At 70.3% G+C, this 25,249-nt stretch carries 25 protein-coding genes; 12 read left to right on the forward strand and 13 right to left on the reverse strand.

What is annotated here, in order from left to right; genetic code table 11:
• Nucleotides 1-112: 112 nt before the first annotated feature.
• A complete protein-coding gene (locus AC07FK_RS16080; RefSeq protein WP_479105844.1) occupies nucleotides 113-1,783 on the forward strand; it encodes a sodium:solute symporter family protein in 1,671 nt (556 codons plus the stop codon).
• 14 nt (nucleotides 1,784-1,797) lie between these two features.
• Nucleotides 1,798-2,076, forward strand: a complete 279-nt coding sequence (locus AC07FK_RS16085; RefSeq protein ID WP_479105507.1) for a hypothetical protein — start codon at nucleotides 1,798-1,800, stop codon at nucleotides 2,074-2,076.
• A gap of 51 nt (nucleotides 2,077-2,127) precedes the next feature.
• Here the strand turns inward: AC07FK_RS16085 and AC07FK_RS16090 are convergent, their stop codons facing one another.
• The 11 genes from AC07FK_RS16090 to rsmI form a co-directional block, all read right to left on the reverse strand.
• Entirely contained in the window at nucleotides 2,128-2,799 is a 672-nt protein-coding gene (locus AC07FK_RS16090; RefSeq protein WP_479105508.1) for a response regulator transcription factor, read from the reverse strand.
• A gap of 223 nt (nucleotides 2,800-3,022) precedes the next feature.
• The gene (locus AC07FK_RS16095; RefSeq protein WP_479105509.1) at nucleotides 3,023-4,771 is read right to left on the reverse strand and encodes an outer membrane protein assembly factor BamB family protein; all 1,749 of its coding nucleotides are present in this window, start codon (nucleotides 4,769-4,771) and stop codon (nucleotides 3,023-3,025) included.
• A 68-nt stretch (nucleotides 4,772-4,839) separates the two neighbouring features.
• Nucleotides 4,840-6,672 carry an outer membrane protein assembly factor BamB family protein gene (locus AC07FK_RS16100; protein WP_479105510.1) on the reverse strand — a complete coding sequence of 611 codons (1,833 nt, stop codon included), beginning with the start codon at nucleotides 6,670-6,672 and terminating at the stop codon, nucleotides 4,840-4,842.
• Nucleotides 6,673-6,901: 229 nt separating this feature from the next.
• Complete coding sequence (locus AC07FK_RS16105; RefSeq protein WP_479105511.1) at nucleotides 6,902-8,701, reverse strand: ABC-F family ATP-binding cassette domain-containing protein; 1,800 nt, start codon at nucleotides 8,699-8,701, stop codon at nucleotides 6,902-6,904.
• A 102-nt stretch (nucleotides 8,702-8,803) separates the two neighbouring features.
• Nucleotides 8,804-10,126, reverse strand: a complete 1,323-nt coding sequence (locus AC07FK_RS16110; RefSeq protein WP_479105512.1) for an acyltransferase family protein — start codon at nucleotides 10,124-10,126, stop codon at nucleotides 8,804-8,806.
• A gap of 49 nt (nucleotides 10,127-10,175) precedes the next feature.
• Entirely contained in the window at nucleotides 10,176-11,087 is a 912-nt protein-coding gene (locus AC07FK_RS16115) for a 4-(cytidine 5'-diphospho)-2-C-methyl-D-erythritol kinase (RefSeq protein ID WP_479105513.1), read from the reverse strand.
• The gene (rsmA, locus tag AC07FK_RS16120) at nucleotides 11,084-11,971 is read right to left on the reverse strand and encodes a 16S rRNA (adenine(1518)-N(6)/adenine(1519)-N(6))-dimethyltransferase RsmA (RefSeq protein WP_479105514.1); all 888 of its coding nucleotides are present in this window, start codon (nucleotides 11,969-11,971) and stop codon (nucleotides 11,084-11,086) included. The genes AC07FK_RS16115 and rsmA overlap by 4 nt, the downstream gene beginning before the upstream one ends.
• Nucleotides 11,972-12,172: 201 nt before the next feature.
• The gene (locus AC07FK_RS16125; protein ID WP_479105845.1) at nucleotides 12,173-13,438 is read right to left on the reverse strand and encodes a ubiquitin-like domain-containing protein; all 1,266 of its coding nucleotides are present in this window, start codon (nucleotides 13,436-13,438) and stop codon (nucleotides 12,173-12,175) included.
• Nucleotides 13,439-13,702: 264 nt separating this feature from the next.
• A complete protein-coding gene (locus AC07FK_RS16130) occupies nucleotides 13,703-14,572 on the reverse strand; it encodes a TatD family hydrolase (protein WP_479105515.1) in 870 nt (289 codons plus the stop codon).
• Between the two features lie 70 nt (nucleotides 14,573-14,642).
• Nucleotides 14,643-15,050 carry a hypothetical protein gene (locus AC07FK_RS16135; RefSeq protein ID WP_479105516.1) on the reverse strand — a complete coding sequence of 136 codons (408 nt, stop codon included), beginning with the start codon at nucleotides 15,048-15,050 and terminating at the stop codon, nucleotides 14,643-14,645.
• A gap of 150 nt (nucleotides 15,051-15,200) precedes the next feature.
• On the reverse strand, nucleotides 15,201-16,130 hold the full coding sequence (gene rsmI / locus AC07FK_RS16140; RefSeq protein WP_479105517.1) for a 16S rRNA (cytidine(1402)-2'-O)-methyltransferase: 930 nt from the start codon (nucleotides 16,128-16,130) through the stop codon (nucleotides 15,201-15,203).
• 61 nt (nucleotides 16,131-16,191) lie between these two features.
• Here rsmI and AC07FK_RS16145 point away from each other — a divergent pair, with 61 nt between their 5' ends.
• The 4 genes from AC07FK_RS16145 to AC07FK_RS16160 all read left to right on the forward strand — a co-directional run bounded on the left by AC07FK_RS16145 (nucleotide 16,192) and on the right by AC07FK_RS16160 (nucleotide 20,501).
• Nucleotides 16,192-17,919, forward strand: coding sequence for a dolichyl-phosphate-mannose--protein mannosyltransferase (locus tag AC07FK_RS16145; protein WP_479105518.1), 1,728 nt, complete (start codon nucleotides 16,192-16,194; stop codon nucleotides 17,917-17,919).
• 617 nt (nucleotides 17,920-18,536) lie between these two features.
• A complete protein-coding gene (locus AC07FK_RS16150) occupies nucleotides 18,537-19,394 on the forward strand; it encodes a restriction endonuclease (protein WP_479105519.1) in 858 nt (285 codons plus the stop codon).
• 152 nt (nucleotides 19,395-19,546) lie between these two features.
• Nucleotides 19,547-19,930, forward strand: a complete 384-nt coding sequence (locus AC07FK_RS16155) for a GntR family transcriptional regulator (RefSeq protein WP_479105846.1) — start codon at nucleotides 19,547-19,549, stop codon at nucleotides 19,928-19,930.
• Between the two features lies 1 nt (nucleotide 19,931).
• Nucleotides 19,932-20,501 (forward strand): HD domain-containing protein, encoded by a 570-nt coding sequence (locus AC07FK_RS16160; protein WP_479105520.1) that lies wholly within the window; start codon nucleotides 19,932-19,934, stop codon nucleotides 20,499-20,501.
• Here AC07FK_RS16160 and AC07FK_RS16165 read toward each other — a convergent pair.
• Together AC07FK_RS16165 and AC07FK_RS16170 are read right to left on the reverse strand one after the other, a co-directional pair.
• Nucleotides 20,489-20,962 carry an NUDIX domain-containing protein gene (locus tag AC07FK_RS16165; RefSeq protein ID WP_479105521.1) on the reverse strand — a complete coding sequence of 158 codons (474 nt, stop codon included), beginning with the start codon at nucleotides 20,960-20,962 and terminating at the stop codon, nucleotides 20,489-20,491. The genes AC07FK_RS16160 and AC07FK_RS16165 overlap by 13 nt on opposite strands.
• Nucleotides 20,963-20,964: 2 nt before the next feature.
• Entirely contained in the window at nucleotides 20,965-21,723 is a 759-nt protein-coding gene (locus tag AC07FK_RS16170; RefSeq protein WP_479105522.1) for a helix-turn-helix domain-containing protein, read from the reverse strand.
• 534 nt (nucleotides 21,724-22,257) lie between these two features.
• On the opposite strand from AC07FK_RS16170, the gene AC07FK_RS16175 reads away from it, so the two are divergent.
• From AC07FK_RS16175 to AC07FK_RS16200, 6 genes are all read left to right on the forward strand, one after another.
• Nucleotides 22,258-22,437: a hypothetical protein gene (locus tag AC07FK_RS16175; RefSeq protein WP_479105523.1), complete on the forward strand. Its 180-nt coding sequence runs from the start codon at nucleotides 22,258-22,260 to the stop codon at nucleotides 22,435-22,437.
• Nucleotides 22,438-22,544: 107 nt separating this feature from the next.
• Nucleotides 22,545-22,814 carry a DUF6284 family protein gene (locus tag AC07FK_RS16180; RefSeq protein ID WP_479105524.1) on the forward strand — a complete coding sequence of 90 codons (270 nt, stop codon included), beginning with the start codon at nucleotides 22,545-22,547 and terminating at the stop codon, nucleotides 22,812-22,814.
• Nucleotides 22,811-23,344 (forward strand): hypothetical protein, encoded by a 534-nt coding sequence (locus tag AC07FK_RS16185; protein WP_479105525.1) that lies wholly within the window; start codon nucleotides 22,811-22,813, stop codon nucleotides 23,342-23,344. Before AC07FK_RS16180 ends, AC07FK_RS16185 begins: the two co-directional genes overlap by 4 nt.
• Entirely contained in the window at nucleotides 23,341-24,327 is a 987-nt protein-coding gene (locus AC07FK_RS16190; RefSeq protein ID WP_479105526.1) for a DUF2637 domain-containing protein, read from the forward strand. Before AC07FK_RS16185 ends, AC07FK_RS16190 begins: the two co-directional genes overlap by 4 nt.
• Complete coding sequence (locus AC07FK_RS16195) at nucleotides 24,327-24,668, forward strand: RRQRL motif-containing zinc-binding protein (RefSeq protein ID WP_479105527.1); 342 nt, start codon at nucleotides 24,327-24,329, stop codon at nucleotides 24,666-24,668. The genes AC07FK_RS16190 and AC07FK_RS16195 overlap by 1 nt, the downstream gene beginning before the upstream one ends.
• A 16-nt stretch (nucleotides 24,669-24,684) precedes the next feature.
• Nucleotides 24,685-24,993 (forward strand): hypothetical protein, encoded by a 309-nt coding sequence (locus AC07FK_RS16200; RefSeq protein ID WP_479105528.1) that lies wholly within the window; start codon nucleotides 24,685-24,687, stop codon nucleotides 24,991-24,993.
• The last annotated feature ends 256 nt before the right edge of the window (nucleotides 24,994-25,249 follow it).

The following is a 25,249-nucleotide window of genomic DNA, read 5'->3' on the forward strand; positions in this document are numbered from 1 at the left end:
CGCGTTCCATCACGATCAAACAAAGAACACCACCAGAAGTATTCAGTTTCGCTACCCGGACGCGTAGGTTCCGTCTCGATCCGTGTCCCCGACGAAGACGAAGCAGGTCTCCATGCACTACCTGGCCGAAGGGCTACGGCTCCCCACCAACGGGCTCGATTACACGATTCTGGCGATCTACTTCGCCGTGGTCCTGGGCATCGGGTTCGCCGCCCGGGCCAGCGTGAAGACCAGCCTCGACTTCTTCCTCTCGGGCCGGTCCCTGCCGGCCTGGGTCACCGGGCTCGCGTTCGTCGCCGCCAACCTGGGCGCCACCGAGATCCTCGGCATGGCCGCCACCGGCGCGCAGTACGGCGTGGCCGTCGTCCACTGGTACTGGATCGGCGCCATCCCCGCCATGGTCTTCCTGGGCCTGGTGATGATGCCCTTCTACTACGGCTCGAAGGTCCGGTCGGTCCCCGAGTTCCTGCTCCAGCGCTTCGACAAGTCGGCGCACCTGCTGAGCTCGGTCCTCTTCGCCTTCGCCGCCATCCTCATCGCCGGCGTGAACCTCTACGCCCTGTCGATCGTCGTCGAGGCGCTGCTGGGCTGGCCGCAGTGGATATCGATCGTCGTCGCCGGCTTCTTCGTCCTCGCGTACATCACGGTCGGCGGGCTCTCCTCGGCGATCTACAACGAGGTGCTCCAGTTCTTCGTGATCCTCGCCGCGCTGATCCCGCTCACCGTCCTCGGCCTGAAGCGCGTCGGCGGCTGGGACGGCCTGACCGGCTCGCTGGAGGCCAGTCACGGCGACGAGTTCCTGACCGCCTGGGGCGGTACGGGCATAGGCGACGCCAACCCGCTCGGCGCCAACTGGCTGACGATCGTCCTCGGCCTCGGCTTCGTGCTCTCCTTCGGCTACTGGACGACCAACTTCGCCGAGGTGCAGCGCGCCCTGTCGGCGAAGAACCTCTCCGCCGCGAAGCGCACGCCGCTGATCGCCGCCTTCCCCAAGATCTTCATCGTGTTCCTGGTGATGATCCCGGGCCTGGTCGCCGCCGTGATCGTGCCGAAGATCGGCACCGCGGGCTCGGACCTGACGTACAACGACGCCATCCCGCTGCTCATGCAGGAGCTGCTGCCCAACGGCGTGCTGGGCATCGCGGTGACCGGTCTGCTGGCCGCGTTCATGGCGGGCATGGCGGCGAACGTGTCGTCGTTCAACACCGTCTTCACCAGCGACATCTGGGCGAAGTACGTGAAGCCCGGCCGCGACGACGCGTACTACCTGCGCTTCGGCCGGCTGATCACGGCGATCGGCGTGCTGGCCTCCATCGGCACGGCCTTCATCGCGTCCAGCTTCTCCAACATCATGAGCTACCTCCAGACGCTCTTCTCCTTCTTCAACGTCCCGATGTTCGTGGTCTTCATCATCGGCATGTTCTGGAAGCGGGCCTCGATGAAGTCCGGCGTCTGGGGTCTGGTCGCGGGCACCGGAGCCGCGATGGTGAACTACTTCTGGATCTACAAGCAGGGGATCGTCGACATCCCGACCGACCAGGGCGCCAACTTCGTCTCCGCGATCGTCGGCTTCGTCGCGGGCGCGGTCGTCATGGTCGTCGTCACCCTCTTCACCGCGCCGAAGCCGGAGGCGGAGCTGGCGGGCCTGGTGTACGGCACGCGCTCCCCGGGTCTCGACGAGCCGCCCGCCGAGGGCGACGACGCGTGGTACCGCAAGCCCGCCCTGCTCGGCTGGGGCGCGATCGTCGTCGCCGCCCTGTGCTACGTCCCGTACTCCTTCTGACCGGAGGCCAGAACATGTCCGAACTGCATCACGAAGTCTCCGCACTGGAGCGCAAGTCCGCCACGGCGGCCCGCCTGTTCGACATCCGGCGCATCATCGGCGGCCTGTTCGTCGTCTACGGCGTGATCGTCACGATCGCCGGACTGACCGCGTCCGACGCGGATCTGAAGAAGGCGCAGGACATCAACATCAACCTGTGGACGGGGCTGGCCATGCTGGCGCTCGGCCTCTTCTTCCTGGTCTGGCTGAAGCTGCGCCCGATCGCCGCGCCCGCGGCGGAGCCCGGCGAGTAGCCCGGCCCGCTCCCCGAAGGGCTGTCCCGGAGGGCTGTCCCCGAGGTGGGGTCAGCCCTCCTGTGACGCACGGTCCAGCAGCCCCGTGCGGGCCGCGAGCGCCGCCGCCTCCAGACGGGAGCCGACGCCGAGCTTCATCAGGACCCGCTGGACGTGCGTACGGGCGGTACTCGGCGCGATGCCCATGCCGGCAGCGATCAGCCGGGTGTCCTCGCCGTCCGCGACCCGCATCAGGACCTCTACCTCGCGCGGCGTCAGCATCCGCAGCAGCCGCCGGCCCTCGTCGTCGGGCTGCGCCGCGGGGTTCAGCAGCTCGGCGAACGCGTCCTGGAGGAGCTGCGGCGCCACCGCCGCCTCCCCCGCGCGCGCCTTCACCATCGCGCGCTCGACACCCTCGATGCGCTCGTCGTGGCGTACGTAACCGGACGCTCCGGCGGCCAGGGCGGCGGCGATGCCGCGCGGGCTCGGCACCGGGCCGAGCACGACGACGGCCACCTGCGGCCGTTCACGCTTGATCCGGACGATGGGGTCGAAGACCCCCGCCTCGGCGGGGGACGCCGTACCGAAGAGGCAGACCTCCGGAGCCCTGCTGACGACCAGTTCCGCCGCCCCCGAGGTCGGGGCGGCCGCAGCGAGCACCCGGTGCCCGCGCAGCTTGAGCGCCGAGGCGAGCGCCTCGGCGAGCAATCGGTGGTCGTCGACCACCATGAGCCGCACGCCCATGCAAACCCCCCATACCCCGGCCCCTGGAGCTGGCCCCCCGGCCCTCCTGACCCGGCAAGCTACACGCTTGTTCGAGGTTGCGCGCCCCCTACCGGCGAGAAGCCCCTCGGATTGTCGAATTCCACGCGATTCAGGACTACTTGCCGGGCCGGTGTGGGAAAGGGACGGCCCCGGCAGTGGAGTTGCCACTGCCGGGGCCGCCGCGAGCCGTGCGCCGGACGCGTCAGCGCGCGCCGAAGCCGATCGCCAGGTAGCGCTTGAAGCCGGGGCGCTCCTGGCCCATCAGGCGCGTCGCCATGAACAGACGCCCGTCGGCGTACCGGAACTCGGCGGCGTCCACCGTGAAGCTCGTCGCCACCTCGCGCACCGCCCGGTCGGCCGGGGCCTCCAGCAGCAGCGTCTGCTGGAGGGAACCGCCGTCGATGCTCACGACCTGGCCGCCCTTGTCATACGGCGGGTACTTGTAGGCGATCACGTTGCCGCCGTCCATCCGGACGGGGTGCATCGTGTAGCGGTCGCCCGCGTCGGCGCGGTCGCTGGTGAGCTTGCCGGTGGCAAGGTCGAAGGAGACGATCTCGTTCGTCCGGCCGCCCTCGCTGCCGCCCTCGTGCTCCTCGGTCGGCACGTAGATCTTGCCGTTGCCGACGACGACCTTGGTGCAGCCCTCGGTGTCCCGGCACCGCGGCGCGTACTTCTCGGCGTCGGCCGCGATCCTGGCGCGCAGCTTGCCGGTCTTCTCGTCGATCGAGAAGAAGTCGGACACGCCGCTGCCGTCGCCCGCGGTGTCGCCGACGTCGGCGGCGGCCACCAGCGGCTTGGTGGAGACGATGCTCGCCTGGTCGACGCCGCTGGGCATCTTGTACTTCGCCAGCGGCGCGCCGGTCTTCGGGTTCAGGTACTCGATGGAGAGCTGCGGGGCGCTGATCGACCCGCAGCTGCGGACCGTGGCCAGTCCCTCCCCGCCGGCGTAGCCGACGTCGCGGCACTGTTCGGCGTTGGGCTTCGGCTGCCAGCGGACCTTTCCGGTGGCGACGTCGAAGGCGGCGCCGCCCCGGGTGCCGCCGACGCCGACCGCGTCGCCGCCGATCGTGATCTCGCTGAAGGTGATCTTGTCGTCACCGTCCTTGACCGACTTCTGCCACACCAGCTTGCCCGTGCCGATGTCGATCACGCCGACCTCGGTGCACGGCGCGTACGTCGCCCCCGAGGGCATCGGCCCGGCGAACAGCACCGCGGTCCTGTTGTCCTTGGTGACGTGCGGCGAGGCCGCGCAGACCTGGCCCGAGAGCGGGATCGACCAGAGCTCGGTGCCCTTGTCGAGGTCATGGCCCACGACCTCGTTGAGACCGCTCTTGACGTACGCCTTGTCGGTGATCCAGGAGCCGTTGACCCCGGCGACCGAGTCCGTCACCTTCGGTGCGGGTAGCTGGAAGAGGACCTTGGCGCCGGCGTTGGCCGGCTTCTCCTCCTTGCCCGCGCCGTCGGGGGCGGGCTTGGCGTCGCCGCCGCCACCGCCGCCGCCGGTGGCACCTGCGGTGGTGTTGCGGCCGGGGTCGTCCTGGCCGCCTCCGTCGCCGGACGCGTACCAGACGCCGAAGCCGACGATCAGCGCCACCGCGACCACCGCCGCGACGACGATCGCCGTAGTGCTGTTGATCTTCTTCCCACCGCCGCCGCCCTGCGGGGGCATGCCCTGCGGGTAGCCGTACGGAGGCTGCTGCTGCCCGTACGGACCGGGCTGGCCGGGCTGGCCCGGGTAGCCGTAACCGGGCTGGTGGGCGGGCTGACCGGGCTGGGCCGGGTAGCCGTAGCCCGGCTGCTGGGCAGGGGGCGTCTGCGGGTAGCCGTAACCCGGCTGGTCGGCGGGCGGGGGCGGAGTCGGGGCGCCGAAGCCGCCCGCGGGCGGGGGCGTCGGAGCGCCGAACCCGCCCTGCGGGGGCTCGTTCGGCGGCGGGGGCGGTGGCTGTGTCATGGCGTGCGTACCTCGGGAGAAGGGGAATCGAAGACGGGGAAGAGGACCCGGAACTCAGTCACCGGCCGTCACTTGCCGAAGACCATCATGGTCTTCGTCTCCTTCTCCTCCTCGTCGTTGGAGGCGCTGACGCGGGACGCGACGACGTACAGCCGGCCGCCCTCGTAGGCGATCTTCGTGCTGAAGAAGCCGTTCTCGATCTCGGCGGTCGACTGCGGGTTCTGCATCAGCGTCTTCGGCTTGCCGCCCGACGGGGCGATGGTGGCGAGTGCGCCCGCCTTGTCGTACGACGCGTCGATGTGGACCAGGACGTCACCGCCCTCCATCTTCAGCGGCATCATGGGGCGCTCGCCCTTGGAGCGCCACTTCGGCTTGCCGGTGTCGAGGTTGAAGGCGACGACCTCGTTGCTGCGCTCCAGGCCGCTCGACTGCTCGGCGGTCGCCATGTAGAAGGAGTTCGCGTCGGCGGCGACGCCGGTGCACCCTTCGAGGTTGCGGCCGAAGATGACGAAGCTGCCGCCGCACTGGGGCTGGAACTTGTCCTTGCCGCCGTCGATCTCCGAGCGCAGCTTGCCCTTGTCGGTCAGGGCGATGACGCTCCACTTCTTCTTCTCGCGCTCCTGCACGGACACCACGAGCGGGGAGACGGAGTAGACCCTGTCGACCTGCCAGCCCTTGGCCAGCGGGTAGCTCCACCTGACCTTGCCGGTGGCCGGGTCGTGCTCCTGGATCCGCTCGTGGTTCTTGGCGGCCTCGCCGGTGGAGCAGGCGGCGGCTGCGATCAGCTTGGCGCTGCTGGTGAAGGCGTACGGCTGGCACTCACCGGGGAGCTTGCCCCACAGGACCTTGCCGTCCTTCAGGCTGTAGGCGGTGGAGTGACCGGTACGCCCGGCGATGACGGTGTCGCCGCTGACGGCGATCGTGATGTCGGAGAGCAGGTCGAACAGCCCCTCCTTCTTCACCTCGGCCTTCCAGCCCGCCTTGCCCGTCTTGAGGTCGACCATCTGCAGCTGGCTGCACTTGGCCTTGTCGGTGGTGCCGTCCTTGACGCCGATGACGATCTTGCCGTCTTCGGCGGCCCGGACGGGCGCCGCGCAGATCTGGGTGGAGAGCGGAAGGCTCCACTTCTCCTTGCCGTCGGTCGTGTCGTAGGCGGCGACCTTCTTGTACATCGCCTTGACGACGAGGCCGTCGGTGAACCACGGGCCGTAGACGTCGGCGCCGTTGCGCGGCAGGTCCACGTCGTTCTTCTGGAGCCACAGGACCTTGGACTCGCCCGACTGGCGCCCGGCGTTGAGGTCGTCGCCCGCGTCGCGGTCACCGGTCGGTTCGCCGCCGGTGTCGCCGGTGGGCAGGCCGCCGCCCTGCTTGGCGTCGCTGCTGCCCCCGGCGACGGGCCTCTTCTTCTTGCCGCCGCCGTCGTCGCTGGTGGCGATGTAGACGCCGCCGGCGACGACGAGGACCGCGGCGAGGGCCGCGCCGATGATGACCGCGGTCTTGCCCTTGAAGGGGCCGCCGCCGCTGCCGCTGCCCGGAGCGGGCGCGCCCGGGTAACCGCCGTAGGGACCCGGCTGCTGCTGCCCGTACGGGCCGGGCTGCTGACCGTAGGGACCGGGCTGCTGACCGTACGGTCCGGGCTGCTGCTGGCCGTACGGGCCAGCCTGGCCGGGCTGTTGACCCGGCTGGCCCGGGTAGCCGTACCCGGGCTGCGGCGCCTGCTGCGGCGCCTGCGGGTAGCCGTATCCGGGCTGCGCCGGGGGCTGCTGCGGCTGCGCGGCCGGCGGGGCCGGCGGCATCTGCGGCGGCTGGGCAGGCGGCTGGGGCGGCTGGGGCGGCTGCTGCCGGGGGTCCTGGGGGGCTCCGAAGCCGCCCTGCGGCGGCTGGTTGGGCGGCTGAGACATCAGCGCTTACCTCTTCACACGAGACCGCCGCCCGTTCGGTCTCCCCCGCAATTCCGGCGGCGCAACACCCCCGGAAAGGAGCGAATCGGGCTTGAGCCCCGCAGTTCTACGACAGTCGAGCGGGGCTTCTTTCTATCACTTGGGGCCCCGCGAACCAGGGCCCGGTCCGCCCCTGTTCCCAAGGGAGGACCGGCCCGTGACGCGCTCGTTATGCGGCTTCACACATCGGCTACGCGTCCTCGGCGAGTTCCATCCAGCGCATCTCCAGCTCGTCGCGCCCGGCGACGAGCTCGCGCAGTTCGGCGTCGAGCAGGGCCACCTTCTCGAAGTCCGTGGCGTTGTCGGCGATTTGGGCGTGCAGCTTCGTCTCCTTGTCGGAGAGCTTGCCGAGCTGGCGCTCGATCTTCTGCATCTCCTTCTGGGCGGCGCGCGCGTCACCGGACGCCTTCTTCTTCGCGGGCGCGGCCGGGGCGGGCGCGGGGGCCGCGGAGTCGATCGCCTGCTGCCTGCGCTCCAGGTACTCGTCGATGCCGCGCGGCAGGTTGCGCAGCGTCCGGTCGCCCAGCAGCGCGTACACCTTGTCCGTGGTCCGCTCGATGAAGAACCGGTCGTGCGAGATGACGACCATCGACCCGGGCCAGCCGTCCAGCAGGTCTTCGAGCTGCGTCAGCGTCTCGATGTCGAGGTCGTTGGTCGGCTCGTCGAGGAACAGCACGTTGGGCTCGTCCATCAGCAGCCGCAGGATCTGCAGCCGCCGCCGCTCACCGCCGGACAGGTCGCCGACGGGCGTCCACTGCTTCTCCTTGGTGAAGCCGAACTGCTCGCACAGCTGGCCCGCCGTCATCTCGCGGCCCTTGCCGAGGTCCACCCGGTCCCGGACGCGCTGCACGGCTTCCAGCACGCGCAGCTTCGGATCGAGTTCGCCGACCTCCTGCGAGAGGTACGCGAGCTTCACCGTCCTGCCGACGACGACCTTGCCGGCGACCGGCTGGGCGTCGCCCTGGGTGCGCGACGCCTCGGCCAGGACGCGCAGCAGCGACGTCTTGCCCGCGCCGTTGACGCCGACGAGGCCGACGCGGTCGCCGGGACCGAGCTGCCATGTCAGGTGCTCGAGGAGCACCTTCGGCCCGGCCTGGACGGTGACGTCCTCGAGGTCGAAGACCGTCTTGCCGAGGCGGGAGTTGGCGAACTTCATCAGCTCGGAGGTGTCGCGCGGCGGCGGCACGTCGGCGATGAGCTCGTTGGCCGCCTCCACGCGGAAGCGCGGCTTCGACGTACGGGCCGGAGCGCCGCGGCGCAGCCACGCCAGCTCCTTGCGGACCAGGTTCTGCCGCTTGGTCTCCTCGGTCGCGGCGATGCGTTCGCGCTCGGCGCGGGCGAAGACGTAGTCGGAGTAACCGCCCTCGTACTCGTGGACGGCGCCGCGCTGCACGTCCCACATGCGGGTGCAGACCTGGTCGAGGAACCAGCGGTCGTGGGTGACGCAGACGAGCGCGGAACGGCGGACCTGGAGGTGCTGGGCGAGCCAGGCGATGCCCTCGACGTCGAGGTGGTTGGTGGGCTCGTCGAGGACCAGCAGGTCCTGCTCCTCGATGAGCAGCTTGGCGAGCGCGATACGGCGGCGCTCACCGCCCGACAGCGGCCCGATGACGGTTTCGAGCCCGTGCTCGAAGCCGGGCAGGCTGAGCCCGCCGAACAGGCCGTTCAGTACGTCGCGGATCTTGGCGGTGCCGGCCCACTCGTGGTCCGCGAGGTCGCCGATGATCTCCTGGCGGACGGTCGCGGTGGGGTCGAGCGAGTCGTGCTGGGTGAGGACGCCCAGACGCAGGCCGCCGTTGTGCGTGATGCGGCCGCTGTCGGCCTCCTCCAGCTTGGCGAGCATCCGGATGAGGGTCGTCTTGCCGTCGCCGTTACGGCCGACGACGCCGATCCGGTCGCCCTCCGACACGCCGAGGGACACGCCGTCGAGCAGGGCACGGGTGCCGTACACCTTGCTGACTGCCTCGACATTGACCAGGTTGACGGCCATGGGTGCGCGCTCCAGGGACGGGAAAGGGACAGACGCTCAAGCGTAGTCGCCCGCCGGACCCCTCCGACGCCCACCCGGTGCGCCGGGCCTCCCGCCCCCGCCTCAGACGGCCCGCGCCGCCCGCGGGAGTCGCCCCGCCGTCTCGACCAGCAGCCAGCCCGCGAGGGCCAGCAGCACCGCCGCGGGAGCGCTGATCCGTACGGCGACGAGGACGGCCGTACGCCCCTCCAGCAGCCCCCCGAACCCGACCATCGAGAGCCCGAGGACCCCGAGCAGGCTCAGCGTGACGCCGAGGGCCGCCGCAGGGCCCGCGAGTCGCCCGGGAGCGGCCGGGGGCCGACTGCCCGGCGCGGGCCGCTCGAAGGTCCGGAACGCCGCCACGCACAGCGCGGTCAGCCCCGCCGCCACCGCGAAGCGCACCGGTACCTGCGCCCACCAGGCGGCGCTCGCCGGCGCGGGCAGCGGCAGGTCCAGGGCGAGCATCGCGCCGTAGACGCCGAGCATCGCCGTCAGGTGCCACAGGAACGCCGTCATGGCCACACCGTTCGCGGCCACGACGCCGCGCCAGACGCGCGGGCGCGCGACCAGGCGCGCACCGGGACCGCGCAGCAGCTCGACCGCGCCGACCAGCCACAGCCCGTGGGCGAGCAGGGCCAGCGTGGGCGGAGCCATGTTGCTGACCTTCTCGCCCGGCATGCCCACCATGCTCAGCGGATACGGCCCGAGGGCGACCAGCGCGGCCGCGGCGGCCAGCCCGCCGGCGGCGAGCACGGCGGGCCTGCCGATGCGCCCGTCGGCGCGCAGGAAGCCGAGCTGGTGGACGGCGAGCCACACGAAGGCGAAGTTGAGGAACTCGACGTACGGCACCCCGGCCGCGAAGCGCAGCACGTCGACCGCGGCGGCGGCGAGGGCGAGCCCGGCGAAGGCCCCCCAGCCGTGCCGCTCGTGCAGCTTCAGCAGGAGCGGCGTGAAGGCCACCATCGCCAGGTAGATGCCGATGAACCACAGCGGCTGGGCGACGAGCCGCAACGCGACCCCCGTGAGCCCGTCCCGCCCGCCGAGGACGAGCGCGGCGACGCCCCAGACCAGGACGAACACCATGGTCGGCCGCAGCAGCCGCTGGAGCCGGGCGCGCACGAACACGGAGTACACCGCCTCGTGCCTGCGGCTCAGGGACCGGTAGGAGAGCGCGTGCGAGAACCCGCCGACGAAGAAGAACACCGGCATGACCTGCAGCGCCCACGTGAGGATCTGGAGCTCCGGCAGGACGGCGAGGAGGTTCCCCACCTGCCCGTCGCCGGACACGGCGGCCATCAGCCAGTGGCCGGCGACGACCACGGCGAGCGAGGCGACGCGCAGCAGATCGACGTACCGGTCGCGCCCGGCGGGTGTCCGGCCGGCGAGCTCGCGCACACTGTTTCCCATGCGGGGTACGGTCTCGCCGCCGCCCGCCGGCCCGTAAGGGCTCCGGTACTCAGTCCCGGCTGAGTACGTCGACGACCGTCGCGCCCACCGCCGGGGACCGGGCGACCCGAGCCGTGCGGCAGGTGCCCGAGGCGACGAGGGCCGCCGCGACCGTCTCGGCGGCCTCCGCGTCCTTCGCCAGGAACGCCGTGGTCGGGCCCGACCCCGACACCAGGCCCGCCAGTGCGCCCGCCTCGGTGCCCACCGCGAGGGTGGCGGCGAGGGAGGGGCGCAGGGACAGGGCCGCCGGCTGGAGGTCGTTCACCAGGGCCCCGGCCAGCGCCGCCGCGTCACCCGTGCGCAGGGCGTCCAGCAGCACCGGGGAGGCCGTGGGGGCCGGAACACCGGTGCCGGCCGTCAGGCGGTCGAACTCCCCGTACACGGCGGGCGTCGAAAGACCGCCGTCCGCCACCGCGAACACCCAGTGGAACGCCCCGCCCACCTCGATCGTGGACAGTTTCTCCCCGCGACCGGTCCCCAGCGCGGCCCCGCCCACGAGACTGAACGGCACGTCACTGCCCAGCTCGGCGCAGATGTCCAGCAGCTCGCTCCGCGACGAGCCCGTCCCCCACAGCCTGTCGCACGCCAGCAGCGCGCCCGCGCCGTCCGCGCTGCCGCCCGCCATGCCGCCCGCGACCGGGATGTCCTTCTCGATGTGCAGGTGCACGTCCGGCGACAGGCCGTGCCGCGCGGCCAGCGCGACGGCGGCCCGGGCGGCCAGGTTCGTGACGTCGAGGGGGACCTGGCCGGCGTCCGGCCCCGAGCAGGTGACGCGCAGCGATTCCGACGGCGTGGCGGTGACCGTGTCGTAGAGGCCCACCGCGAGGAAGACGTTCGCGAGGTCGTGGAAGCCGTCCGGCCGCGCCCCGCCGACCGCCAGCTGCACGTTGACCTTCGCCGGTACCCGGACCGTGACCGTCATGCTCCTGCTCCCTTGTGCTCGGCGATACGCGCGAACTCCTCCACCGTCAGCATCTCGCCCCGTGCCTGCGGCGAGATGCCGGCCGCGACCAGCGCGGCCTCCGCCGCCGGGGCCGATCCGGCCCAGCCCGCGAGCGCGGCCCGCAGCGTCTTGCGGCGCTGGGCGAACGCCGCGTCGACCACCGCGAAGACCTCCGCCTTCGTGGCGGCGGTCTTGACGGGTTCGGCCCGCCGCACGAGCGACACCAGGCCCGAGTCGACATTGGGCGCGGGCCAGAAGACGTTGCGGCCGATCGCTCCGGCGCGCTTGACGTCGGCGTACCAGCACGCCTTCACCGAGGGCACGCCGTACACCTTGTTGCCGGGCCGGGCGGCGAGGCGGTCGGCGACCTCCGACTGGACCATCACCAGCGTCCGCTCGATGCTGGGGAAGCGCTCCAGCATGGTGAGCAGCACCGGAACGGCCACGTTGTACGGAAGGTTGGCGACCAGCGCGGTCGGCGGCGGCCCCGGCAGCTCGGTGACGTGCATCGCGTCGGAGTGCACCAGCGCGAACCGGTCGGCCCGCTCCGGCATCCGCGCCGCGATCGTGGCGGGCAGCGCGGCGGCGAGCACGTCGTCGATCTCCACGGCCACGACCCGCTCGGCCGCCTCCAGCAGCGCGAGCGTCAGCGACCCCAGCCCCGGCCCCACCTCGACGACCACGTCGTCGGCCCGCACCCCGGCCGTCCGCACGATCCGCCGGACCGTGTTGGCGTCGATGACGAAGTTCTGGCCGCGCTGCTTGGTCGGGCGTACGCCGAGCGCCGCCGCCAGCTCCCGGATGTCGGCGGGACCCAGCAGGTCGTGCGGGGAAGGCGTCTCAGAAGGCTCAGTGCTGCTCACCGCTCAAGCCTAAAGGCCCCCCGCCCCTCCACCCGACCCCAGCCATGTCCCACCGCCCACCCCACAGCACCCGAGGAGACGCCCCGGCACGGCGCCGACCCCAGAGCCCCCCGCCCCCGCACGGGGCCCGACCGAGCAACGCCCCCGCACCGGGCCCCGCCGCGCAGCGCCGCCCGCACCCGGCCCCGCCGCGCAGCCGGCTCACCCCCGCAGCCGCCCCCCGCAGTGCGGCCAAGGGCTGGCCCCCCGCTGCACGTACAGCTTCTTCGCCCGGTACGTCTGCTCCTCCGCGCTCGCCTCCTGCGGCCGCCCGCTCCCGCCCAGCGACTGCCACGTCCGCGTGTCGAACTGGTACAGCCCGCCGTAGTTCCCGGTCGCGTCCACCGCCCCCGGCCGCCCCCCGGACTCGCAGTGCGCGAGCCCGCTCCAGTTGAGCCCGTCGGCCCCGGCCACGGATGCCGGCTTCTCCTTGGTGCCGACCTTCACGAGCCGCGCGACCGGCTCCCGCGCGATCTCCTCCGCGATCCTCCTCGGCTGCTGCCGCACCCCGTTGACCGTACGCACGAAGTACGTCACCCGCCGCGACCCGACCTCGCCCGCCCGTTCCACGACCTCCGTGCCCTCGAAGAGCGTGGGGTCCTCGGTCCGCACCACGTCGAACGGGATCGGCTCCTCGCGCACTTCCTTCGCCCCCCGGATCCGCATCACGGTGACCGTCTGCCCGTCGCGCGGGAAGCTGCCGGACGGCACGGAGGTGGTGTCCTGGCCGCGCAGGCTGATGCCGGCCTCCGCCAGCGCCTCCCCGACGGTCGCGGCGTTCGTACGGATGGTGCGTTCACGGCCGTCCGCCATGAACGTCACGGTCCGCTCGGTGCGCACGTCCAGGCTGAGCCCGGCCCGCCCGATCCGCAGGGAGCGCGAGACGGAGAGGTACGCGCCCTCGGCGCGCACCCCGAGCTGGCGCAGTGCGCCCTCGACCGTGCGGGCGGTCGTCCAGACCCGGTGCCGCTGCCCGTCGAGGGTCAGCGTCACGGGACGGCCGTACCGCACCACGACCTCGTCGCCGCTGGAGAGTTCCGCGCCGGGGGCGGGGGCGACGAGGTCGTGCGCCCCCACCTGCACGCCCTCGTCCTCCAGCAGCTCGGTGACGTCGTCGGCGAAGGTGTGCATCGTGCGGGGTACGCCGTCGACGCTCAGCCTGACCGCCTTGTCGCTGGCGACGAAGGCCGAGGTGCCGCCGGCGAGGAACGCGACGACCAGCGCCTGCGGCACGAGCCGCCGCAGCGCCTCGGGCCGCTCGGCCCCCTTGCGCCGCCGGGCGGCCCGGCGGGCCTCCGCCCTGCCGCCGGCGCGCGCCTCACCCGCGCCGTCCCGCGCACCCTGGCGCGGCAGCCGGGCGTCCCGCAGCTCGTACGAGGCCGCGTACGTGTCGGCGCGGTGCCCCCCGCGCTCCCCGTACTCCCCCACCGCGACCCCGGCTCCGCCCCTGCCCGCGGCCTCAACCCGTGCCTCGGCCCCGGCTTCGGCCACGGGAACCGTCCCGGCCCTCTCCACCGCCCGGCGGCCGCTGCCACGCACCGCCCGGTGACTGCCCTGCGAATAACCCACGACGCTCCAGTAGTCCGGTCCGCCCCGATGACGCTGCGGCCCGGGACACTAGCGGAGCTGTCGTCACTCTCCAAAGCAACACGGCCACGAAGAGTGAACAGGCGGGGGGCGGGGAACGACCCGTCAGTAGTCGAACGCGCGGGCCGTGTTCGCCGCGAGCGCCCCGGCCAGAACGTCCTCCTCGATGCCCCGGACAGCGGCCATCGCGCGCACGGTGACCGGAATGAGGTAGGGCGCGTTGGGCCGTCCGCGGTACGGCGCCGGCGTCAGGAACGGCGCGTCCGTCTCCACGAGCACCAGCTCCAGCGGCGCGACGGCGAGCGCGTCCCGCAGCGGCTGCGCGTTCTTGAAGGTCATGTTGCCGGCGAAGGACATGTAGTAGCCCTTGCGCGCGCAGATCTCGGCCATGGCGGCGTCACCCGAGTAGCAGTGGAAGACGGTGCGCTCCGGAGCGCCCTCCTCCTCCAGGACGCGCAGCACATCGGCGTGCGCCTCCCGGTCGTGGATGACGAGCGCCTTGCCGTGGCGCTTGGCGATCTCGATGTGGGCCCGGAAGGACCGCTCCTGGGCGGCCATGCCCCCGGGGCCCGTACGGAAGTAGTCGAGACCGGTCTCGCCGACCCCCCGTACGTACGGCAGGGAGGCCAGCCGGTCGATCTCGGTGAGCGCGTCGTCGAGGGCCCCGTCCCCGCCCGCGACGCGCGCGCCCTGGCGGGACCAGCCGTCGGGGTCGCCGAGGACGATGCGCGGGGCTTCGTTGGGATGCAGGGCGACGGCGGCGTGCACGTTCTCGTGGGCCGCCGCGGTCTCGGCCGCCCACCGCGAGCCCTTCACGTCACAGCCCACCTGGACGACGGTCGTGACCCCGACCGAGGCGGCCTTGGCGAGGGCCTCCTCGACGGTGCCGTCCTGCATGTCCAGGTGGGTGTGCGAATCGGCGACCTCTCCCCGGAGAGGTTCGGGCAGCGGCGGGGGGGCGTCCTTGGGGCTCATGGTCACGATCGTACGAAAACCGTGGAGCCCGCTCCCGGCGCCGGTGGGGACGCGGCGGCGGCGCCCCCGTTCACTTGCGGTGCCGGCCCAGATGCAGCAGATCCGACAGGTGCCACTCGTGCTTCACCCGCACCGGACCGGGGGCGTCCTCCATCACCCGGCCGGGGATTCCGACCACCGGTCCCGCCATGGGGGCATCCACCACGGCGGACCGCAGCATCTCCGTGATCGACGAGACCTGGCCCGCCTTCATGATCCGCACGACGTGCCCGCCACAGTTGAGGCAGGTGGGGCGGGAGAGCGGCGAGGGGACCCGCTGACCGTCAGCCGTGTAGACCACGAACGCGTGGCCGTTGCCGTCGACGTGGTGGTGTATCTCGAACGACTGCTCCCAGCCGTGCCCGCACCTCATGCAGGCGAAGGCATACGCCTCGTGAACGGTGGTTCCCGTGCCGGCGGTGTCTGCGATCTCGCTCATGCCAGCTCCTTTCCACTGGGTCCAGTGGACGCCTGTTTCGGCGGGAGCGCATCGGTGCCTGTCGAGATATGGACCGGTCTTGGCCTTTCCATGGAAAAAGGCCCGGTGCGCGGTCTGTGCGCGGTGTTCGCTTGGGACGGCTTTAGCTATTCACGATAGTCCCTTGCCGTCCGCGGGGCCCGTCCGTGCCGCATTCTTTGCCGCGACGACGGCATCGAAGACGTCGCGTTTGGGCAGCCCCGCCTCGGCGGCGACGGCGGCGATGGCCTCCTTGCGCCGCTCCCCCGCCTCCTCGCGCACCCGCACCCGTTGCACCAGCTCCGCCGGGTCCAGTTCCCGCACCATCGGGGAGGCGCCTTCGACGACGACGGTGATCTCGCCGCGCACCCCTTCGGCCGCCCATTCGGCGAGCGCCTTCAGCGGGCCGCGCTTCACTTCCTCGTACGTCTTGGTCAGCTCGCGGCACACGGCGGCCCTGCGCTCGTCGCCGAAGACCTCGGCCATCGCCGCCAGGGTGTCGTCGAGCCGGTGCGGGGCCTCGAAGAACACCATCGTCCGCCGCTCGTCCGCGACCTCGCGCAGCTTTCCGAGGCGCTCGCCGGCCTTGCGCGGCAGGAAGCCCTCGAAACAGAAGCGGTCGACGGGCAGGCCGGAGAGGGCGAGCGCGGTCAGTACGGCCGACGGGCCGGGCACCGCCGTGACCCTGATGTCCTTCTCGACGGCCGCGGCGACCAGCCGGTAGCCCGGGTCGGAGACGGACGGCATGCCGGCGTCGGTGACGAGCAGCACCCGCTTGCCGTCCTCCAGCGCCTCGACGAGTTCGGGCGTACGGGCGCTCTCGTTGCCCTCGAAGTACGACACGACCCGCCCCGTCGTCTGCACGCCGAGCGCCTGGGTCAGGCGGCGCAGTCGCCGGGTGTCCTCGGCCGCCACGACGTCGGCCGTCGCGAGTTCGGCGGCGAGGCGGGGCGGCGCGTCGGCCACGTCCCCGATGGGCGTCCCCGCGAGCACGAGCGTTCCGGCCGCTCCGGGCGCCGCGGCCGTTCCAGCCGTTCGAGTCGTTCCAGTCGTTCCAGTCACAAGTGCCATCCTCGCAGGGCGCGCACACGACGCGCACAGATGTGTTCCCTACGATGGCGCGGTGACCAGTACCGCGTCAGAAGCCCAGCAGGGCCGGGCCCCCGGGGACCAGCCGCCGTCGTGGCAGCAGCGACTGCGCCGATACGGCTACGCACCGGGGCCCGGCGGCCACATCGGGCTGCGCGAACGGCTCGTTCCGCCGTACAGCAGGCCCGGCACGCAGGTCTGGAGAGTGCTCGGCGTGCCGCCCGTGCTCGCCGGCCACCTGGTGCGGTGGAGCGCGTGGGGCGGGCCGCTGCTGGTCGCGCTGGTCGCCGGCCTGCTGCGGTTCTGGAACCTGGGCAGCCCCAAGGCGGTGATATTCGACGAGACGTATTACGCGAAGGACGCCTGGGCGCTCATCCACCAGGGGTACGAGGGCCAGTGGCCGAAGGACATCGACAAGTCGGTCCTGGCCGACCCGTCGGGGGTCACGGTCCCGGCCGATCCCGGTTATGTGGTGCACCCGCCGGTCGGCAAGTGGGTCATCGGCATCGGTGAACAGCTCTTCGGGTTCACGCCGTTCGGCTGGCGGTTCATGGTCTGCGTCCTCGGCACGCTGTCGGTCCTCATGCTGTGCCGGATCGGACGCCGGCTGTTCCGCTCGACGTTCCTGGGATGCCTGGCGGGCGCGCTGCTCGCGGTGGACGGCCTGCACTTCGTGATGAGCCGCACGGCGCTGCTCGACCAGGTGCTGATGTTCTTCGTCCTGGGCGCGTTCGGCTGCCTGCTGGTCGACCGGGACCGGTCGCGGCGCAGGCTCGCGGCGGCGCTGCCGACGGACGACGAGGGCGTACTGCGCCCGGACGCCGAGATCGCGCGGCGGCTGCGGCTGGGGTGGCGGCCGTGGCGGATCGCGGCGGGCGTGTGCCTGGGCCTCGCCTTCGGCACGAAGTGGAACGGCCTGTACATCCTGGCGGCGTTCGGCCTGATGACGGTCCTGTGGGACGCGGGCGCGCGCCGGACGGCGGGCGCGGCCGCGCCGTACGCCGCCGTACTGAAGCGGGACGCCGCTCCGGCGTTCGTGTCGATGGTCGTGGTCACCTTCGTGACGTACGTCGCCTCCTGGACGGGCTGGATCGTCACCCGGGGCGGCTACTACCGGGACTGGGCGCAGGGGGCCGGCAAGGGCGGCTCCTTCACCTGGCTGCCCGACTGGCTGCGCAGCCTGTGGCACTACGAGACCGAGGTCTACAGCTTCCACATCAACCTGACGTCGGGTCACACGTACCAGTCGAACCCGTGGAGCTGGATCGTCCTGGGCCGCCCGGTCTCGTACTTCTACGAGTCGCCGAAGCCCGGCAAGGAGGGCTGCCCGGCGAAGGAGACGAGCGACTGCGCCCAGGAGGTCCTGGCGCTGGGCACCCCGCTGCTGTGGTGGGCGGCGTGCTTCGCGGTCCTGTACGTGCTGTGGCGCTGGGCGCTGCGGCGCGACTGGCGGGCGGGGGCGATCGCGTGCGGCGTCGCTGCGGGCTGGGTGCCCTGGTTCTTCTACCAGGAGCGCACGATCTTCCTGTTCTACGCCGTCGTCTTCCTGCCGTTCCTGTGCCTGGCGGTGGCGATGATGATCGGCGCGATGCTGGGCCCGCCGCACGCGCACGAACGGCGCCGGGTGGCGGGAGCGGTCGGCGCGGGAGTGCTCGTACTCCTCATCATCTGGAACTTCATTTACTTCTGGCCGATCTACACCGGACAGACGATCCCGATAGACGCCTGGCGCGATCGCATCTGGTTCGACACCTGGGTCTAGCAGGCATGACAACGGGCCCGACGCCGCTAGACGCCGGGCCCGTTGTGGTGGTTGCCAGTCATCGCCGGTCGTCTGTGGTCGCCACTCGACGGCCCACAGACGGCCCGGCGGAGCTACCCCTTCTTGGATACCGGGATCGGCCGACCTTTACCGCATGAACTGCTCCAACAGAGCTGCGATTGCGACCAACAAGGCCAGAGCCTGCATGGCTACCGCCCCTCGGCCGCCAGCGTCCCGGCACCCCCCACACCGGCCGCACTCCCTCTTCTCCACACGTACCTCCTCCATGGACGACCTCAGATGCGACCGCAGGTTGCGGATGTTGGGCCGATGGGTAGCGACCGTAGGGATGTCGCACATTGTTCTCACGCAGACAGGACTTGTTCGGCAGGGAACCGCATATAGGCTGCGAACAACATTGCTGTTGTCCCGAACGAGTGGACAACACCAGCGGGGGGGCGATGACGAACGCGAAGCGCAACGGCCGGCCGTGGAGTGCCATCCGCGCAGAGACTCGCGAGGCGCACAATCTAGCCGTATTCCTTAGGCGTCAAGTCGATGCGAGCGGAAAAACGCTTTCCACGCTGTCCGCAGAAACTAAATTCTCCAAAAGCCTGATGAGCGTCAACCTAAGTGGAGCAATCCCGAAGGAAGAGTTCATTAGAGCACTCATTGTGGCCACAGAGATAAGCCCCGGTATCCGATCAAAGAAAATCGAGCAGGCCCTCTCCCTGCTACAAAGAGCCCAGTCCGGCCCTTTAAGCGAGGGAAGGACGAGCCGCCAAACATCCGATCCAGGACTCACCGAGCGACTCATCGCATCCCTTGAAGCCCAAATAGCACTGGAGCGAGAACTACGCGCGTCCATGCAACTGAACTGGACTCTACTCATGGCTATGGGGCCTTGGGGTAAGACTCCGCCGCCTCAGGCACAGCAGAGGCAAGAGGGCAGCGACACCCCCGAGCCAAAACATGGCGATCCAGAGGACAGTACACACACACATACCGGTAGTGGAAGGGTGTACCAAGCCAGTCAGGATACGTTCGTTATCGAAACACCCCACATCCACCACGTTCGCACAATTGACGTAAACACCTTGAGCGGATTCGAGTTCGAATCAATAATTCAGAATCTGTTTGCCTCAATGGGGTTTGACACGTGGGTCAGCCAGAACTCAGCCATTGACCGGGGAGGGGATGCCGTCGTTATGAACAATGATCCAGTGGTCGGTGGTCCCGTCCTGATCCAAATGAAGCACAGAACCCGGTCACCAATCCCGTCCTCCCACGTTCATTCTTTCAGCGCAGCGATCGAGTCGGAGCAGGCGACGAAGGGAATCTTCGTGACGACGGGGAGATTTAGCAAGCCAGCCAAGGATTTTGCTGCACGGCATCGAGTAGAGCTCATCGACGGCGATGGATTGAAGCAGCTTCTCCAATTGCACCTGAACGTTGACCTAATCCTTTCCGATTAAGGAGGCCAGGGCTTTATGCAGAATAGAGTGTTCGAGGCGTGAACCTGGGAACGGACAGAGAAGGAGAGCGTGTGTCGCAGCAGCCTAGCCCTCGGGGGACCTTCCTGAAGATCGCTGATGTGGTGAAGGCGCAGATCGAGTCCGACCCCGAGATGACGGAACTGCCATCAGTGGCGGACCTGAGGCGGGACCACGGAATCTCGCGTGGGACAGCACTCCGAGCGTTCGGTGTTCTCCGAGAGGAAGGGCTGGCGGAACCCGTGCCAGGTGGTCGCTGGCGAGTGGTCAGGGCCGGGGAATCATCGCAAGACCGACGACCGTTGGCGGACCGGATTACCGACCTGATCTCGACTGAAATGCTGGAGGCTGGGGCAGAGTTCCCCAGTGCCTCCGCATTGAGCGCGATGTTCGGAGTCTCGCGGCCGACGGTGACCAAGGCTCTGGACAAACTAGAAGCTGCCGGCCTGCTGTCAGAAGGCGGTCAAGGCAAGGTGCGCAGAGTGCGGGCAGCGCCCAGTCGAAAGGAGCGTCCCTAGCTTGAGCACTACGGAACTGACCGAGTGGGCATACCCTCTCGCCGAGTCCCTGCTTGCACATCCGCTGCCGCGTAGGTGGAAGCACTCGCTCGGGGTGGCAGAGCGTGCCCGAACGATCGCCCCGATCCTCGGCCCGGACGCGGAGCTCATGGAAGCGGCCGCAGTGCTCCATGACATCGGCTACGCGCCCGATCTTGCAAAGACCGGGTTCCATCCACTGGACGGTGCCCGATACCTGCGGGACGTGGCACAGGCCGACGAGCGGGTCGTTCATCTGGTGGCGCACCACTCGTGTGCCTGGATGGAAGCAGAAGCGAGAGGCATGCGCGAAGAGCTTGAAAGCGAGTTCCCTCGCGAGAGCCCGCATCTCAATGACGCGCTCTGTTACTGCGATATGAACACGACTCCGGACGGCACTCCAACGAATCCGGTCGACCGCGTGAACGAGATCGCTGGTCGCTACGGTCCGGACAGCCTAATTGGCACGTTCATCCGCCGCGCTGAGCCGGAGATTCTGGCCAGCACGGCGCGCGTCCTCGAACGACTCGCTACGGGGCGTCAACCGATGTAGGGCCCCCTCCGCGCCCGGTCCATCGCGTGCTCCATCCTGAGCCGCATGGTCGGGTGAACGTCGTACTCCGACAGCTCCGTTGGGTCCACCCAACGGACCTGTGTCGTCTCGTCGCTCGTGCGGACTTCGCCACCGATCGGGCGGGCACGGAAGCAGATGCTGAACTGCTGCCTGGCTTCGCCATCGTCGTACAGCATCACGTGTCCGGGATCGGTGTAGATCCCGGACATGTCGACGACCTCAGCCTTAATACCGGTCTCTTCCCAGACCTCGCGCACCACTGTGTCGCTGATGGACTCACCAACGTCGTGACCACCCCCGGGCAGGGCCCACCGACCGTTGTCTGAGCGCTGGATCAACAGCACCTGACCTGCGTCGTTCTGGACGAACGCCACGACGGACGGCACGACAGAGTTGGCCGGCGGGGCGTCGGGGTCATGCAGGTAGTCAATGCGTCCCATGCTCAAGCTCCCGTGATGTCGTTGTCCGTGACCTCGCGGCCACCTGTCCAAGTCTGTTCGATGCTATTGGCGTAGGTGTCGAAGAGGCCGCCACCGGGAAGCCGCCGCAGGTGCAGGACGGGGGCGAGGTACGCGCCGATGCCGTAGACGTGAGTGTTCATCAACATTTCGTCATCGGCGCGATAGAGCGAGTTGTAGAGCGTCGCCTCGTGCAGCCGGAAGCTGATGTCCGGGTGGGTAGTGAAGAGCGGTCGGTAGTTCACCAGGGCGTTGCGGATCTTTCCGTCCATGATGCGGTGGCCCTCGTCTATGCCGCGCTGCCGGACTGCCGGGCACCCGGGGTCCCCGAGCAAGATGCGGACCTGTGCCCCGGCCTCCGACTTCATGCGAAGGAGTGCGATGAACTGCGGGTCCTCGGACAGCCACAGTCCGGCGTAGGCGAGCACGTCGATGCGGTGTGACGCGCGTCCGTACATCTCGCGCCACAGACCGGCCGGGACCATGTGCCGGTGCGGGTACACGGTGAGGATTTCCGCCCGGCTCAGGTCCGTAGAAGTGTCGACCGCGCGAGCGTCCTCCCACAGCGTCGTGACATCGACCTTCAGCATGGAGGCAGTGGCGTACTGGTGGCGCCGGTACGGCACTTTCCCCTGCGTGATCCAGCGTTCGACCGTCTTCGGGTTGACCTCGATCGCCTCTGCGAGTTGCTGCACGGTCAGGCCCTGAGCCAAGAGCGCCGAGCGTAAGCGTTCGTTGGGCATCTCCACCCCCGGTGGGACGTCTTGGGAGCTCTTGACGGTAGCCAGATCAACCCAAGGTGTCCATGGGCGGGGTAACCAACGCCTCCGACCTGGAGCAATTCTGATTGTGCGCCAGGAAGTCCCGGCGCGACAGCAAGAAGTTCCGCCGACCTACTTGACGGGACCATCATGCAGTACCTGTAATACAGGTACTGCATCGGTTGCGGTCCTCGGACAGCGAACCGGTCGACTGGAACGGTTCTGTTCGTCCTGTTCCGGATTGCACGGCCAGGAGCCCCGCATCGGACGGGGGGAGGGTCCCGGGTCCCTTGTCAGCCCCGGAGGGCTTAGACCGAAAGGTCACGTCCCCATACGCCTTCGCCAGGCATGGCCGCTCTACCTGACACGGGAACGGCAGACCTGAAGGGGACATTCGCACTGCTCAACTCCACTGCAGCGTTTCCTGCTGCGGCCGGTTGCCTCCGTTGCTCGTCTCTTACGAGCAACGCTGACGGAGCCGGAACGAGCCGGACCCGAAACCGAGGGGAGAACCTCGTGCCGAAGTACACCTTCACCGCCGAAAAGCTCGCCGACACCCTGACCCCTGGGGAGATCACGAGCGCGAACGGCACGTTGAGCGCATCCTCACCGCAGGCCGCCAGGAAGGCGGTCGAGAGCAGCTTGCGCAGCAGGGGATACGAGCCGACCGGCAACATCACGATCACCCAGAAGTAGGCATACCTGCCTGCCCCACCTACACCCGATGAACGGCGCGAGCCCCCGGAGGTGCAACTCCGGGGGCTCTGTTCGGGCCGTTTCACCTTCTAGGGAGACCACGACCCATGAACCACATCGTCACTGTTCAGGACGCTGTTACCGCGTTCGCGGACTTCATGGAGCCGACGAACGCGGAGCTGGGCGCGATCGAGCAGGAGATGCCCGTGATCCTCGCGGGTGTCGACCTGGTCGACGCGCAGATCATCGCCCTCGACCACGCCCCGAACGAGATGGACAACCGGCGCATCCGCCGGGCCCGGAACCGGGTGCTGGCCGCCCGCCGGGAGCTGGCCAACCGCACGGCCGGCGCGAGCGTGCCGGGGGGTGCCGCGTGATCCGCATCGTCACCCGGGCCCGCCTCGCACGGCTTGAGGACGACGCCCGCACCGCGAACGAGCAGGCCCGGCAGACCAGCGGGGCTGCGAACGAGGCGTTCGGTCGGCATGTGCGGGAGCTGTACGCGGTCACCGACCGCGCGGAGCGGGCCGAGGCGACCACGACGGAGGTGGGCGCCCTCCTGTCCCGCGCGGTGGAGGAGCTGTCCGACGCGCAGCAGGAGCTGCTGTTAAAGGACATCGAGATCCGCCGCCTGCGCGAGGAACTGAGCCTCGCGCCGCGCGAGGGCGAGACGCTGACGGTGCTCATGCACCACGGCGAACCGCACGCCGTCTACGCCTCTCGCGACGACGCGCACGCCGACACCGCCACCCACGGCTTCCCGGCCGATCACGTGTGGAAGCCCTGCAGTGAACGCCCGGCGTGGGCGTCCACGTGGCGCTGCGAGGCGTTCATCTACAACCCCGCGACCAACGGATTCCACCGCGCCTACCCGCCCGCTCCGAGGACGCTGGGGGGTGCGGCGTGAACAGTGTTCAGACCCGTTCAGCAGAGCGCGCCCTGTCGGGCGGCACGTGGATGATCGTGTGCGGGGCGATGCTCTACTCCATCCTCACCGTGACGCCGCTGATGGCCGAGCACACGGCCGATGAGTGGGACTGGACGGCACCGATCCTGCCGCTCGTGGTAGATGCCGCCGTCGTCATCGTGGTCAAGCTCGATGACGTGCTCGCCCGCCTGGGCGGGCACGGCGGCAGGTGGCCCATCACCCTGCGGTGGATGACCGGCCTCATGACCCTCGCGCTCAACACCGCCGACTCCGCGCTGAAGAAAGACCTGGTCGGCGTGGCCGTCCACTCCGTTGCGCCGCTGCTCCTGATCGTCACGGCCGAGACCAGCCTGGCCTACCGGCGCGCCATCGCCAGCGCCGTGGCGGGCCTGGAAGCCGAACAGAAGGCCGAGCGGGAGCGGCGGGAGCAGGCGGCCCGCGAGCGGGCCGAGCGCGCCCGTCAGGAAGCCCGCGAGGAGCGTGAGCACGCCGCCAAGTTGGAGCGTGAACAGCGTGAACACGAAGCCCGCCTGCTCCGTGAGCAGGCTGAGCGGGAAGCCGCCGCACGGCGCGAGGAACGCGAGCGGGAGCAAGCCGAGCGGGAGGCGCGTGAACGCCTTGCGCGCGAGCTTGAACAGCGTGAGCGGGAGCGTGAACGCGAGAACGCCGAACGTGTCGAACGGGAGCAGCGGGAGCGTGCCGAGCGGGAGCGTCGTGAACGGCAGGAGCGGGAGGAGCGGGCCGCGCGTGAACGGGCCGCGCTGCTGTCCGCCGGGCCCGTCAGCGAGAAGCTGCCCGAGGATGATGCCCGCGCCATCGTGGCCGCCGCTCACGCGGAGGGCATGTCGGTGCGCACCGCCGCCGAACTGTGCGGCTGGTCGGTCGGCTGGGTCTCCACCCGGTACGCCGAACTCCGGGGCCTCAACGGGGTGCCGGTTGATCTGGCCGGCATGGGCCGCTGATGCCCGCCGCACCGGCCAGCGGCTCGCTTCCCGTGTACCGGTGGCGGCTCGCTCCTGACGGTCTGGCCACGCGCCGGCAGCTCCGCGCGATGGGGCTGCGCCCGGGTGGTCAGGACGTGGCCGCCGAAGTCCAGCGTCCCCGCCGACGGCGGGACCCGCTGGTCGCCTACCTCTACCGCATCGACTGCGCGAAGCCCGTCCGGCCGATGACACCGGCCCGCCGGGCGGCGCTCGCCCGGGCCAACCGCGCCCGGCGCATCTGCCCGGCCTGCCGCCGTGATGCCGGATACGTCATCCCCACCTCGCTCGGTGCCTGTGTCCCCTGCGCCGACCGCAACTGATCCGAGGGAGAATCTCATGGCCCACCGTGACCCGCCGGGGATCATCGCCCCGCACATACCCGCCGACGCCTACCGCCGCGCCGAAGCCACCGGGCAACCCGTCGTCATCGTCGTGCACACCACAGACCAGAGCGGGCGCCCGCTGCGCCACTACCTGTTCCCCGTCATCATCGCGGGCGCGGGAGTCGCGGGGGTGTTCGGCCTCGTGGCCGCGTTCCTCGCGCTGCTCGACTTCGCCGTCCACACCGCCGTCGCCATCGCCAGCGTGGCCGGACCGCTCGGCATCGGCGGCATCACCCTCCGCCTCACCCGCCGCAAGAGCTGAGCCGGGCGGAGTGCCCATCGGCCCACGGGCCCCGCTCGCTCCAGAACGGGGTCGGAGCCGTAGACGGCCCGCAGAGCGGCCAGACCCCCTCCCGCGTGGGTCGAGACCCCCCGGCTCATGAACGGCCGTTCAGGGCCTCGCCAGGGGGTTGCACGGCCCGATTCTCCGCCGCCCTACGCGCGCGTGCGCGTAGGGCCCCCACCCCTCCCCACCGCTCAACTCTGCAACATCGCAGGTCAGACGTGGTTGCAGGGGT

The organism is Streptomyces sp. NPDC046122 (genome assembly GCF_056429965.1).